Below are 12,547 nucleotides of genomic sequence, written 5' to 3' on the forward strand. Positions count from 1 at the left end.
CCAGGCGGGAACGGATCGACATGACGACAGCCACCACCGTCGCCGGGCGCACCCTGTCGGGCTGGTCACGCGACGCCCGCCACGGCACCTGGCACACGCTGCTCCCGGGCCAGTCCGGTGAGCCAGTGCTCGGCGCGCTGCGCGTCGACCGTGCCCTGCTCGCGCCGCGGGGCACGCGCGAGCGGCTCGCGGCGGCCGTACTCGCCGTCGCGAAGCTCCGGTTGCCCGGGATGCTCGGCACCGTCGACCTCGTCGCGGAGGCCGGGGAGGTGTGGCTGGTCACCGCCCGGCCACCGGCCCCCACCCTCGCGGACCTGCTGGCCAGCGGGGGTACGGGCCCCGACGCGGGCAGCGCGGCCAGCGTCCTGAACGAGACCGCGCAGACCCTGCTCGCCCTGCACGCGGCCGGCCTCGCCCACGGGGCGCTGGCCGCGGACACCGTCGTCCTCGCCCCGGACGGCGTCGCCCTGCTCGCCGAGGCCGCGCTGGGCACGGTGCTGGGTGACGGCACGGGAGCGAGTGAGAGCACGGCGGCGGTTGACGGCACGGGGGCGAGTGACGGCCCGGTGCCGGGTGACGCGCCGGGCTCCGCGCGCCGTGCGGCGGACGTCGCGGCCTGGGCCGACCTGGCCCGTACCCTCGGCGAGGCATGGGTGGCCCCCGGCACCCCCGCGGCCGCCGTGTTCGCGCGCTGTCGCGCCACCGCCGGTTCCGAGGGGCTCGCGGCGGCGCGGGCGGCGCTGGTCGCCGGGCGCGCGGCGCTGCCAGAGGGGTTCCTGCGACGTACGGAGCTGCGCGCGGCGGTGGCCGCGGCGACGGCGGCGGACGGGGCGGGGGTGGATGCCCAGTGCATGCCCCCTCGGGAAGAGCGAGGTGAAGCCCTCGGTTCCGATGTCGCCGGTTCCGTAGCTGCCCGTTCCGACGTCGCCGGTTCCGACGTTGCCAGCCTTGAAGCCGCAGGGTCCGGGGGGATGGAGTCCAGGGGCTCAGAGTCCGGAGGTGCGGGTGCCCGGGACGCGGGTGCCCGGGGCGCGGGTGCCCGGGGCGCAGAGTCCGGGGACGCAGGGTCCGAAGGTGCTGAGGCCGGAGGTACTGAGGCCGGAGGTACTGAGGCCGGGGGTGCCGGGGCCGGGGGTGCTGTGGCCGGAGGTGCCGGGGCCGGGGGTGTGGTCCCGGAAGGGGACAGGTCCAGGCACACCGTGCCGGACGAGCAGCTCACCCTGCCCAGCCGCACCCGCTCCCGTACCCGCTCGGCCCCGCGCCAGCCCCGCTCCGCCGCCCCGGACGACCAGGCCACCCTCCTCGGCAAACGCAACCGCACCCCCGCCGGCCCCTCAGCGACACCCGCCGGACCCCCGGTACCCGTCGGCCCTCTGGCAGTGGCACCCGCCGGGGCGACGACGCCGGCCCCGACCGGCGAAGCCAAGGACGACGGCGAGATCCTCCTGCGCTTCGGTCCCGGCATCCCGCTCGATGCCCAGGACGTCCTGCGCGCCCAGTGGCGTACCGCGCCCGCAGCGTCCGGCAGCGGCCCCCGCCGTCGAAGACGGCGGGCCTGGATCGCCACGACGGCCTTCCTGGCCGTCGCGGCCGTCCTGCTCTGGCTGCTGTTGCGCCCCTCTCCCGCCCCGACGGTCACCGCCGTCGAAGTCCGCGCGCCCGCCGGGCGGTTGCACTGCGGACAGACCGCCGATCTGGTCGGCGTCGTGACCACCGACGGCCGCGGCGGCCCGGTGACGTACCGCTGGCTGCGCAGCGACGGCCACGACTCCGGCGAGCTGGTCCGCATGGCCCGCCGGGGCGAGCGCCGGGTCACCGTGCACCTGCGCTGGACGGTCCGCGGCCCCGGTAGCTTCCGGGGAACGGCCCGCCTGCGGGTCACGCACCAGCAGAGGTCGCCCGAGGCGAAGGGGACGTTCAGCTACGCCTGCTCCTGACGAACCCGGTCAGCAGGCCGGCGGCGCAGAGGTGCGTCAGTGCCTCGTCGCGGCCGGTGGCACCGGTGTCAGCAGGCCTCGTGCCTCGACGGCGGGGAGGGACAGGGTGCGGTAGCCCACGCTCTCGAACAGGACGGTGATCCTGTTCCCCTCCTCGCTCATCACCTCGCCCTCGCCCCACGTACGGTGTCCCACCCGCGTCCCGGGCGGAAAGGCGCCACCCGCCGCCACGCCCCCGGGCAGCTCAGGACCCGTACCGGACAGGATGTCCTCCGTCCGGAGGGGGGCCTCCCTCGACTCCTTCGTCCGGGCGCATGTGTCGCAGCCCGCGCAGTCGCCTTCCGCCAGGCTCTGGCCGAAGTATCCGAGCATGTGCCTGCGGCGGCAGCCGTTCGTCTCGGCGTACGCCCGCATCATCTCCACCCGGGAACGCTCCAGATCGACACGGGCGGAGGCGATCCGCACCGCCTCGCGGACGCAGTCGTCCCGCCGCGCCCCGGGCACGGCCGCGATGGCACCGCGCTTGTCCGTCGTCACGGCTCCGGCCTCCTCCAGCAGGTGCAGCATCGACGTCAGCGGGGTCGGGGACAGCCCGGTACGTTCGCGCAGACCGGTCGCCGTGAGGGGCCCCCGGTGCTCGCGCACCGCGTCGATCAGGCCGCCCAGCACCTCCGGGTCGGGGGCGGTGCCCGTCCGGAACCGCTGCACGCCGAGGTCCTCGGGCCGGTAGGCGAGGATCGCCGTCGACGGCTTTCCGTCGCGGCCCGCCCGGCCGATCTCCTGGTAGTAGGTGTCGAGGGAACCCGGCACCGACGCGTGCAGCACGAAGCGGATGTCCGGCTTGTCGATGCCCATGCCGAACGCGGAGGTGGCGACGACCACGTCGAGTCCGCCGTCCCGGAAGCGGTCGTGCGTGCGGGAGCGCTCGGCCGCCGCCAGCCCCGCGTGATAGGCGGCGCTGTCGAATCCGAGCGCCGACAGTTCCCGGGCGTACTCCTCCGCCTCGCGCCGTGTTCCCGTGTAGACGATGCCCGGTTTGGCCTCGGCGGCGGCCCGCTCCACCACCCAGCGGCGCTTGCCCGCGTTCTCCCGATGCCGTACGACCTCCAGGGTGATGTTGCGGCGGTCGAACCCCGCGACCACCTCGTGCGCCTCGCGCATGCCCAGGCGCTCCACGATGTCGGCCCGCACGGGGGCCGCCGCGCTGGCGGTGAGGGCGAGGAGCGCAGGCCGGCCGATGCGTTCGCGGACATGGCGCAGGGACAGGTAGTCGGGCCGGAAGTCGTATCCCCACGAGGACACGCAGTGCGCCTCGTCGACCACCATCAACGCGGGAGCGGCCGCGGCGATCTGCTCCACCACCTCGTCCTTGGCGAGCTGTTCGGGCGAGACGAACAGGAAGTCCAGGCGGCCTTCGCGTACGCGCTCCCACACCGCTTCGTTGTCCCGTGCGCGCTGTGCGGAGTTGACGGCCGAGGCATCGGATCCCTCGATGCGGGCGAGATGGGCGACCTGGTCCCGCTGGAGCGCGATCAGGGGCGAGACCACGACGGTCGGCCCCTTCAGCAGCACACCCGGCACCTGGTACACGGCGGACTTCCCGGCGCCCGTCGGCATCACCACGATGGTGTCGCGTCCCTGCATCACGGCTGTCATGGCATCAAGCTGGGCGGGGCGCAGTCGCTGCCAGCCGAACACCTCACGGGCGCAGCGGCGCAGGCGTCTCCGAAGTGACCTGGTCTGGAAGTATCCGACCTTGACGCGCATGGCACTCCTGACGCCGCTCTCCGGTGAGTTCGGCGCTCGTGTACCCCGAAAGGGACGAAGAAGGGTCCGCTGGGGAGGAGTTGTGTCTCCTTGGGCTCGGCCGGCGGGAGATCGGGGTCAGGGTGCCTTCGGCGGGATGTGGTTCCGGGGTGTCAGGGCGGTGGGCCGGCCTGGTTCCGGGGTGTCAGGGCGGTGGGGCGGCCGAGGCGTACCGGGACTCCGGGCGAGTACAGGACGCTGACCGGTGGTCCGTCGGGGGCCGGGAGTCCGGCCGCCGTGAGGAGGTTCTCCTCGCAGGTGATGAGCTCCGCGCGGTGGAGTGGCCAGCGCGGATGGTCGTTGGCGAGGTAGCCGGTGCCGCCGGAGAAGGCGTTGTGCATGCCCCAGCGGGCCGTGAGGAAATGCTCCAGCCCGGTCGGGTCCGGGACGGGCCGGCCGACTCTGACGACGATGCGGCTCCGCACCCGGGAGGTCGTGGGCAGGCGCCGGGAACTCTTGTACGTGACGGTGTCGCCGTCCGCTCGTACGTCCATGCGGGACCACAGGTACGGGAGCCGGAAGCCGAGGCGTCCCAGGAGCACCGGTACGAGCCGTGACGCGTCCATGGACCGGAAGACGACCCCGCGGCGGCCGTGCGCGTCGACCGAGTAGAGGCGCACGTTGGTCTCCGGGAAGGAGCCGAAGTACGGCACTGCGGGGAGCCGGAGCCAGCCCACCTTCTCCATCCGGAAGGCGACGAGGCCGACGTAGGTGAGCCCGTCGTAGGTGTCCGCGGTGAGCCCGTGCGGCAGCAGCGGGGTGACGGCCGCGGGGTGGACGGCCCAGTGGATGAAGGTGAGGTCGAGCCACCGCTGGGTGAAAAGCGGGCTGCGCACCGCGGCCGGCGCGTCGGGCGTGATGGGCGTGGGGTGCACTCCACAAGGGTGCCGGATCGGGTGCGGGAGGCGAGGGGGGCGGCCGGGTGGTGATGGTGGCGGTAGGTCGGCCGGGCGAGGGCGGTGGGGTCGCCCGGCCCCGCGTCCGCGCCGGCCGGTGACCGCGGTGGCGGGCTTCAGCCGTGCAGCGGGATCCTGTGGCGGCGGGCCGGGGAGGGCGGCCAGCGCAGGTGTACGCCGGTCATGCGGGCGATGAGGCGCAGATGGGCGCCTGTGTTGCCGACGTACCAGAGCGGGCGTTCCGCCCTGGTCCAGACGTACGCGGGCACGCCCGCGTCCAGGAGGGTCATCAGGCGGGGTTCTTCGAGCGTCGCGGCCGCGAGCGCGTACAGCGCCGGCAGTCTGGGGGCGATCACGCCGTAGTCGAGCATCCGGGCCAGGGGGTGTTCGTCGAGAATGGTGTCCTTGGTGGGCAGCGTGACGGGGTACACCGGCGGGAAGGACCGGCCGAGGTCGAGGAACCACTTCACGGTCGCGTGGCGGGGGTCCACGAGCCGGGGCCCGAGCGGGGCCAGCCGTCCCAGCATGAGCCGCGGCCGTACGAGCATGCCGTGGGTGAACAGGACGCGGAGCAGGGCGACGTTCATCATGAACCGCTCCACCTGCGATTCCGGCGCGGCCAGGTTCTCGTGGCGCAGGTAGCCGGCGACGATGCTGGCGTTGTGGGCGCGGTACCAGGCGGCGGGTGACGGCTCGCGGATGCAGTCCACCCAGTACTCGACGCTTCGGTCGCTCGCCTCCCCCGGGGCGCCGGCGCACAGCAGCCCCGCCTCCACCTTGTCCCTGAGGAGCCCCTCGTTCACGGAACGCCACCAGGCGCTGCCCGGGCGCGGGCCGGATTCCGGGGCGAGCACTCCGCGCGCGGCGGACCAGCGCAGGAAGCTCAGCTCGGCGTGACCGTAGCGGCGCAGGGGCTCGGAGGAGTGCGTGTAGAACTCCTGCGCCAGCGCGAGGCGTGCGGCCACGTCGTCCCGGACCAGCGCGATCCGCCGCTCGGCTCGGGAGGCTGCGTCTGGGTCTGGGTCGGACATGGGGATCCCATCGGGCTGCTGTCGCCTGCGGAGCCGGGGAACCCGGGCCTCGCGCGCCGCTCCCCTCTTCTCAGGATCCGTGGTGACGGCGCGTTCTGCTAGTCATCGCGGATCCGGTGGCCTGCGAGGTGCCGGTTCTGGCGCCTGAGGAGCGCGTTCTGGCGGCTGGAAGCCGGGTGGTCGTGGTGCGGCCCTTGCTCGCCCTCCGCCCGGTCCGCTCCTCCAGGGTTGTTCGGCGTGTGGATGCGCGTGGCAGCGTCCCTGACCAACCGGCCCGCGGACCGCTGACCGCCGTGGGCGACGGCCGGCCCGGGGCCGCCGGTCGGGGCGGTGCGCCGGCGACGCAGGAAGCGTGGACGGGAACCGGACACGGACGCGTGGGCGGCGTCCCGCCCCGTAGGCAGCCGTCTCTAGGGTGTTGGCCGAGGAAGTCCACTGGCCCGGTCCGGAGGTCTCATGCCCCAGCACATGAATCTGAGCGCGATAACCCTCGACTGCCCCGATCCGTTGGCTCTGGCGGCGTTCTACCAGCAGGCCACCGGCCTCGAACCCCACCCGAAGTCGGACGTGGACTTCGCGGGTCTCAACCGTGAGGACGGACTCTTCATCGGTTTCCAACGAGTGGATCGCTATCGGGCTCCGAGCTGGCCCGGCCAGAGCGTTCCCCAGCAGCTTCACCTCTGCTTCGAGGTCGAGGGGAACCTGGAGGAGGCCGAGGCCCGGCTGCTGGAACTGGGCGCGGGCAAGCCGAATCACCAGCCACACGAACCCAAGGCGCTCATTCTCACCGATCCCGCCGGGCATCCCTTCTGCATCACCAAAGGCTGAGCGGGTGGCGAAGGGACCGTGAACCGGCCGGAAGAGTCAACCCCGGGCACAAAAAAGACCCTGTCCCGGACAACCGGGACAGGGTCTTTCGCAGAGCGCCGGGCAGGCCTTGCACCTGCATTTCCCCGCAGGAAGCGGGGCGTCTTTCCTTGGACCACCAACGCATCACCAACCGGCGCGACGTCCGCCGTTCAGCTCAAGATCAATCGTAGCAGCACGGCGCGCCGGGCTCCAGACCTGCGGAAACATGCGGCGGGATCGAGGAGCGCTTGTCCGGTCGCCCCGGACGGCACCATCGCAGCGACCACGCTGGACACCGAGAACACCGGCGGCACCTCCGTCTTCCCCGGCGGAGTCGACGCCCCGACCACCGCCCCGCGCGCCAAGACCCGCACCGTCAAGGGCACCCTCACCGCCGGTCTCCTACCGCCTGCCGGGACACCGGTGAACGTTGGGCGCACCGACCTGCCGGGCGGACACGATCGGTGTCTTCCCCGGCCGGGGGCCGCCCGCGCCCACTAACCTTGCCGTACGGCAGTTACCAGACACCGAGGGGGCGCGGTGGACCCGACCGCTGTGGCAGGTCTGGCAGGATCCGCGCTGGTCGCGGCCATGGCGACGGATGCCTGGCAGCAGGCCAGGGACCAGGTGGTCGCCCTCTGGCGCCGGGGGCGTCCCGACGGAGCGCCCGCCGTGGAGGGCGAGTTGACCGAACTGCGCGCCGTCGTAGGCGACTCCCGGCACAGCGCCGAGTTCGACGCGGCCCTGGTCCGGCTGTGGCAACTGCGGCTGCGCGACCTGCTGTTGGCGGACTCGGCCCTGACCACCGAACTGACGTGTGAACTCAGCAGGCTGGCCGACGAGCTGGCGCAGCGCACGGCCGCCGACGAACCGCGCATCGGCACCGTGCACATCGAGGGCCATGCCACCGGCCAGGGGCGGATCTATCAGGCGGGTCGTGACCTGAACATCACCGAGACCTGACGCGCAGCAGATGGTCACGGCATCCCCCGCTGATCGCGAGCCGTCGCAGGCGGTACGGCTGGACGCGGTCGCGACCGGCGGCGGCCGGGTCTTCCAGGCCGCCCGGGACCTGCATCTGTCCGAGGTGCACCACCACACCGGCTCGGCGGGGCCGCTGGCGGTTGTCGAACCGGTCCTGCCCGTCGGCGACATCGTCGCGGAGGTGTTCGTCGGCCGCAGCGCCGAGTCCGCGGTGGTGCTGGCGATCCTCGATCCGGCGAACGACGTCTCCGGGATGGTCGTCGTCTCCTCCGTGGCCGGGCTCGCCGGGATCGGCAAGACCGCGCTGGCCCGGTCCTGCGCCGCCGAAGCGGTGTCACGGGGCTGGTTTCCCGGGGGCGCTGTCTTCGTCGACCTCAACGGGTACGCCCCCGATCCCGGCGACCGTGCCATGCCCCAGCACGTGTTCGCGCCCATGCTGCACGCGCTCGGCCGCCCGGGTCCCGTGGACGCGGACCCGCGGGGGCAGGCGGCCCAGTACCACCGGCTGCTGGCCGACCGTGCCGCCGAGGGCCGCCCGGTCCTGCTCGTCCTCGACAACGCGGGCAGCACGGACCAGGTGGCCGACCTGCTGCCCCGCTCCCGGGTGCACCGCAGCGTCATCACCTCTCGGCACACACTGGCCGCGCGGGGGTCGCGCACCCTGGAACTCGGCAGCCTCGCCGAGGCCGACGCGGTGGCCCTGGTCGAGGAGCAGCTCGCACTGCTGTCCCCGGGCGATCCACGCCTGCACGACGACCGGGACGCCGTGGCTCGCCTGTGCCGCCTGTGCGGCCATCTGCCTCTGGCGCTGCACATCGCCACAGCCCTGATCGCCAGAGATCCGGACCAGACGCCCCGCGACCTCGCGGACGAGCTGGCCCGGGCGCACCGCCGGCTCGACCTGCTCGACGACGGTGAGCGGGCGGTGCGCGCCGCGTTCGAGCTCTCCTACCGGCGTCTGCCCCAGGAGCAGGCCCAGCTGTTCCGGCTGCTGCCCGTCAACCCCGGCCCGCACTTCAGCGCGGATACCGCTGCCCGGCTCATCGGGCTGGTGACGTCCCGCGCCAGGCGGCTGGTACGGGAGCTGGCGCGGGCCCATGTCATCGAGCGGGCGGGCGAGGGACAGTGGCGCCAGCACGACCTCATTCGCGCCTACGCGATCGAACTTCTCGGCACCCACGGGGACAACCAGGACGAGGCCGCAAACCGCCTCCTCGACCACTACAAGGACAGGGCGACCTCCGCCGTGTGCACCCTGCGCGGAAGCGTCACCGGCCCGGCGCCGTACTTCGCCACCAGGCAGCTGGCGCTGGACTGGTTCGACCAGGAGTTCCCGAACCTCCAGGCCGCAATCTCGATGGCGGCGACCTTCGGGGACGCTGAGGGAGCACTGCGGCTCCAGGAGGCGCTGGTCTCGCTGTTCGAGCATCGCGGCCAGGTCACGGAATGGGAGGCCGCCGCCCACACGGCAGTGCGTTTCGCCGAGGAAGCCGGAGACCACCACGCGAAAAGCTGGGCCCTGCTCAACGTGGCCCGGGCGCTCCAGGCCGCCGGTCAGGAGCATGAAGCGGCCGAGAGCGCGGAGAAGTTGCTCCGTTTCCAGCGGGACGTGCTTCGTGAAGCCGTCGGGGAGCCGTCGACGATCACCGCGGTCGGGCTCCTCAGAGACGCGCTGAACTCCCTCACGTCCACCCTGGCGTTGCTGGCGGAACTCGGAGCCGCACGCGACCGGACCAGGGCGCTCGACCTCCTCCTGGAGATCGCCTCGGTCGCCGGATCCGCGTACGCGGAAACCAATGTGAAGGTCAAGGCACTGCGCGCGGCCGCCGACTGGGCCGGGCGGATCGGCGCGCGCCGCTACGAGGCCCTCGCGGATGCTCTGTTGTGGGAGGCGGAGCTCTTGCACATCGGCCCCGACGACACCGTCCGCCGCCAGGAGCGTGCCCTCGCAATGATGACCGGTGTCGATGCCGAACAGGCCGGGGAGTGGCGGGAGGTGTGCGAGGTGCTGGCCCGCCTCGCGCGGCGGATCAATGTTGGGGAGGGGCTGTGGCGCGTGGAGAAGGCCTATACCGTGGCCGCCGAGGCGTACCGGCGGATCGGCGACACCACCGCTGAGGCCGCGCTCTGGGGCGAACTCGCCTCGCTCACCTTCGACTCCGGCAATCACACGATGGCGATGCGGAGATACCGGCACGCCGTGGCCGCTCTGGAGGGCGCGGCCGACGAACGGCAACTGGGCGACGTACTGGTCCGCCTGGCCCAGACGCATCTGGCGATCGGCAACCACGTGGAGGCGGCAGAGGAAAGCCGGCGGGCTGCCGCGCTGCTCGAACGGGCCGGCTCCGAACTCGCGACAGGCCGGGCCCTCGGTACCCTCGCCAACGCCCTCTACCAGCTGGGGCAGCCGGCAGAAGCGGTCGCGGCCGCGGAGCGGGCCGAGGCGCTGGCGCTGACCTGTCAGGACGCGGACGGTCAGACGTCCGCCCTGCTCATCCTGGGCCTCGCCGAGCAGACCCGTGGCCGCGGGAGAGAGGCAGCGCGCGCCTGGAAGCAGGCCCGCAGCGTCGCCAGGACGGCCGACGACCCGTACGTGTACTACTCGGCGATGGGCTTCCTGGAGGCCATCGGCTTCGTCGACAGCTGACGCGGCTCGGCCCGTGGGGGCGCAGCAGTGGCAGGAATCAGCCCATCCTGCGGAACCGTTTCCGGATCCGCGTTTCCGTGGCCAACCGGCCGGGCCGGCGGTGTGCTCAGTGGTGTATCGCGAGTTCGGGGTGGTGGTGGCGCATCGCGTCCAGGATCGCCTCGGGTGGCACCGGCAAGGTGTTCGTGGCCATGTTGGCCGGGCCGAAGCCGAGGCGGGCGTTCATGGACGCGGTGCTGCGGACGAGTCGGGGTGCCCGGGCCAGATAGGCGTCCGGGTCGCGCAGCACCAGTTCGATGAACCGCTGTGAGGTGTTGCGTACCCGCTGCTCGCGTATCCGCACGGCGGCTATCTCGTCCCAGCCGAACCGGCCCAGGCGTACGTGGTCCACTCCCGCGTCGTCGAGCACCAGCTCCGGCCGGCCGCCGTGGAGCAGGCGCCGGCCGATGAGCACCGCGCAGAGCCCGAAGAAGGGCACGGCCAGCGCCCCCGCCACCGTCATCTTCACGGTGCTGTGGGCGGCCAGGAAGGCGATGCCCAGGGCGACGAAGACCAGGGAGCCGGCCAGCATGGCCCGGACGCGGCCCTTGGCGAGCGGGTAGACCGTCGGGGGCAGTGGAACACCGTTTCTGATCATGGGCTCAGACGATAGGACCGGAGCCCTCCCCGGCGGAAGTCTCCTTGCGGATCGTCCGGTGCGCAGGCCGAGCTCGCGTGCGGATCGGCCGCCGTCGGCTTGCGGCGGCGGCCGTGACGGCGGGGCAGGGGCCGGGGTGTCGCCCCTCCCCCGCCGTCACGGCCGGGCGACGGCCCGCGAGTCACTGCCCGGGGGGAGGGTGCGGGCGCGGCCGGTGAACTCCGGCTGGAGCGGCGGCAACCGGGCACTCCCCGCTTCCGACGTGCGCCCGCGAGGAGTCCTCGCTCAAGGCCGGGCCTGGTCGGCCGTCTCGGTGCGGCCGGCGCAGAACACTTCCTTGAGGAGCCTTTGCTGGGCGTTCTGGAACGCCGCGGCCGTGGCGGCGAAGTCGAGTTCGGCGTCCCCGGTGGTCAGGGAGGCGGTCAGGGTCCGGCTGCCGTCGGGCGTGCTGTACATCAGTGCCCCCCAGCCGAAGAAGCCGCCGTTGTGGTGGAGGACGGTGCCGCCGTCGTCCGTCTCCTCCACGAACAGGCCCAGGCCGTAGCCGAGTTTGGGGTGCGGTGTGCGCATCTCGGCCAGCAGTGCGTCCGGCAGGAGCTTGCCGCTCATCAGTGCGGAGAAGAACGTGTGGAGGTCTTCGGTGGTCGAGATCATGTCCCCGGCGGCGGAGATCCAGGAGACGTTGAAGCGGGTGACGTCGGCCAGCTTCACCTCGCCGGCGTCCTCGTACCGGTAGTAGGCGTGGGCGTGCGGCTCGGGGATCTCGGGCGAGGTGCCCGGCAGTACGGTGCCGGACATGCCGAGCGGCCGCAGGATCAGCCGCTGCACCTCCTCGGCCAGCGGGTGGCCGGTGACTTCCTCGACCAGCAGTTTGGCGAGTACGTAGTTGGTGTTGGAGTAGCTCCAGTCCGTCCCCGGTTCGAACCGTGCCGGCCGGGACAGTGCCAGCCGTACCAGTTCCTCCGGGCAGTAGGTGTGGAACTGGTTGTCCACGTACTCCTGCCCCTGCCAGGGGATTCCGGGCGCGGTCGTCCCGTCCTCGTAGTACTCGCCGGTGTGGTTGAACAGTCCGCTGGTGTGCTGGAGCAGCATCCGCACCGTGATCCGCCGGTCCAGGCCGAACCGGGGCAGGACGTCGTCCACCGGGCTGTCCAGTCCGATCCTTCCCTCGGCCACCAGTTGGAGCACCACGGTCGCGGTGAAGGTCTTGGTGGTGCTGCCGATACGGAACCGGCCGTCGACCGCGGGCTTGGCGCTCTCGCCCAGCTTGCGCACTCCGGCGCTGCCCGCCCACTCGCCCCGTTCGTCGTGCACACGCAGCTGGATACCGGCGAAACCGGAGCCGGCGATCTCCTCGATGGCCTTCTGCAGTTCCGGACGGTCCTGGCGGGTCGGGGTGAGAGACATGACGGTGCTCCTTGTGGGTGGCGTGGCGTGTGGTTGTCACGGAGGCCGTGCGGCTGCGGAGGGCGGACCGGTCCGGGATGGTGCGCCGTGCGGTGTTCGCCGCGCGGGAGGCGTTCCGAGGTGTGACCGGCCGGCCGAGGGCGCCGCTTCCGGCGGGGTGCCGGTGCGGTGGGTGGCAATCGGACGGATACTTCCGCCCCCAGCAACGCCATCATGGCACATCTATGGCGCCACATGGAGCCACAGAAGTGGCCATGCGCGTCCGGCGTGGCGTCACGACGGGCGCGGCGCAGGATTCCGCAGGTAAGAGGGCTGGGGGCGGGCATCTGCCGCGCGCGCACCACCCGTTCGGG

The 12,547-nt window shown here is 72.7% G+C and carries 9 protein-coding genes; 4 read left to right on the top strand and 5 right to left on the bottom strand.

From position 1 onward, the window contains the following. Window positions 1-20 precede the first annotated feature (20 nt). Complete coding sequence (locus tag ACIQ7M_RS33265) at window positions 21-1,937, top strand: hypothetical protein (RefSeq protein ID WP_403651212.1); 1,917 nt, start codon at window positions 21-23, stop codon at window positions 1,935-1,937. A gap of 36 nt (window positions 1,938-1,973) precedes the next feature. On the opposite strand, the gene ACIQ7M_RS33270 is transcribed toward ACIQ7M_RS33265, so the two are convergent. The 3 genes from ACIQ7M_RS33270 to ACIQ7M_RS33280 form a co-directional block, all read right to left on the bottom strand. After that, window positions 1,974-3,704 carry a RecQ family ATP-dependent DNA helicase gene (locus ACIQ7M_RS33270; RefSeq protein WP_403651214.1) on the bottom strand — a complete coding sequence of 577 codons (1,731 nt, stop codon included), beginning with the start codon at window positions 3,702-3,704 and terminating at the stop codon, window positions 1,974-1,976. Window positions 3,705-3,856: 152 nt separating this feature from the next. Then, complete coding sequence (locus tag ACIQ7M_RS33275; RefSeq protein ID WP_403651216.1) at window positions 3,857-4,618, bottom strand: YqjF family protein; 762 nt, start codon at window positions 4,616-4,618, stop codon at window positions 3,857-3,859. 137 nt (window positions 4,619-4,755) lie between these two features. Next, window positions 4,756-5,670, bottom strand: a complete 915-nt coding sequence (locus tag ACIQ7M_RS33280; RefSeq protein WP_403651218.1) for a hypothetical protein — start codon at window positions 5,668-5,670, stop codon at window positions 4,756-4,758. Between the two features lie 456 nt (window positions 5,671-6,126). Here ACIQ7M_RS33280 and ACIQ7M_RS33285 point away from each other — a divergent pair, with 456 nt between their 5' ends. The 3 genes from ACIQ7M_RS33285 to ACIQ7M_RS33295 all read left to right on the top strand — a co-directional run bounded on the left by ACIQ7M_RS33285 (window position 6,127) and on the right by ACIQ7M_RS33295 (window position 10,150). Further along, window positions 6,127-6,498, top strand: coding sequence for a VOC family protein (locus tag ACIQ7M_RS33285; RefSeq protein ID WP_386979448.1), 372 nt, complete (start codon window positions 6,127-6,129; stop codon window positions 6,496-6,498). 561 nt (window positions 6,499-7,059) lie between these two features. Beyond that, window positions 7,060-7,482 (top strand): hypothetical protein, encoded by a 423-nt coding sequence (locus tag ACIQ7M_RS33290; RefSeq protein ID WP_403651220.1) that lies wholly within the window; start codon window positions 7,060-7,062, stop codon window positions 7,480-7,482. A 10-nt stretch (window positions 7,483-7,492) separates the two neighbouring features. Continuing rightward, window positions 7,493-10,150 (top strand): ATP-binding protein, encoded by a 2,658-nt coding sequence (locus tag ACIQ7M_RS33295; protein WP_403651222.1) that lies wholly within the window; start codon window positions 7,493-7,495, stop codon window positions 10,148-10,150. A gap of 106 nt (window positions 10,151-10,256) precedes the next feature. On the opposite strand, the gene ACIQ7M_RS33300 is transcribed toward ACIQ7M_RS33295, so the two are convergent. Then, window positions 10,257-10,787 (bottom strand): STM3941 family protein, encoded by a 531-nt coding sequence (locus tag ACIQ7M_RS33300; protein ID WP_403651224.1) that lies wholly within the window; start codon window positions 10,785-10,787, stop codon window positions 10,257-10,259. A gap of 285 nt (window positions 10,788-11,072) precedes the next feature. Then, entirely contained in the window at window positions 11,073-12,194 is a 1,122-nt protein-coding gene (locus tag ACIQ7M_RS33305; protein WP_403651226.1) for a serine hydrolase domain-containing protein, read from the bottom strand. Window positions 12,195-12,547 lie beyond the last annotated feature (353 nt).

Origin of the sequence: Streptomyces sp. NPDC096324 (genome assembly GCF_044763015.1) — a bacterium.
Classification (GTDB): Bacteria; Actinomycetota; Actinomycetes; order Streptomycetales; family Streptomycetaceae; genus Streptomyces.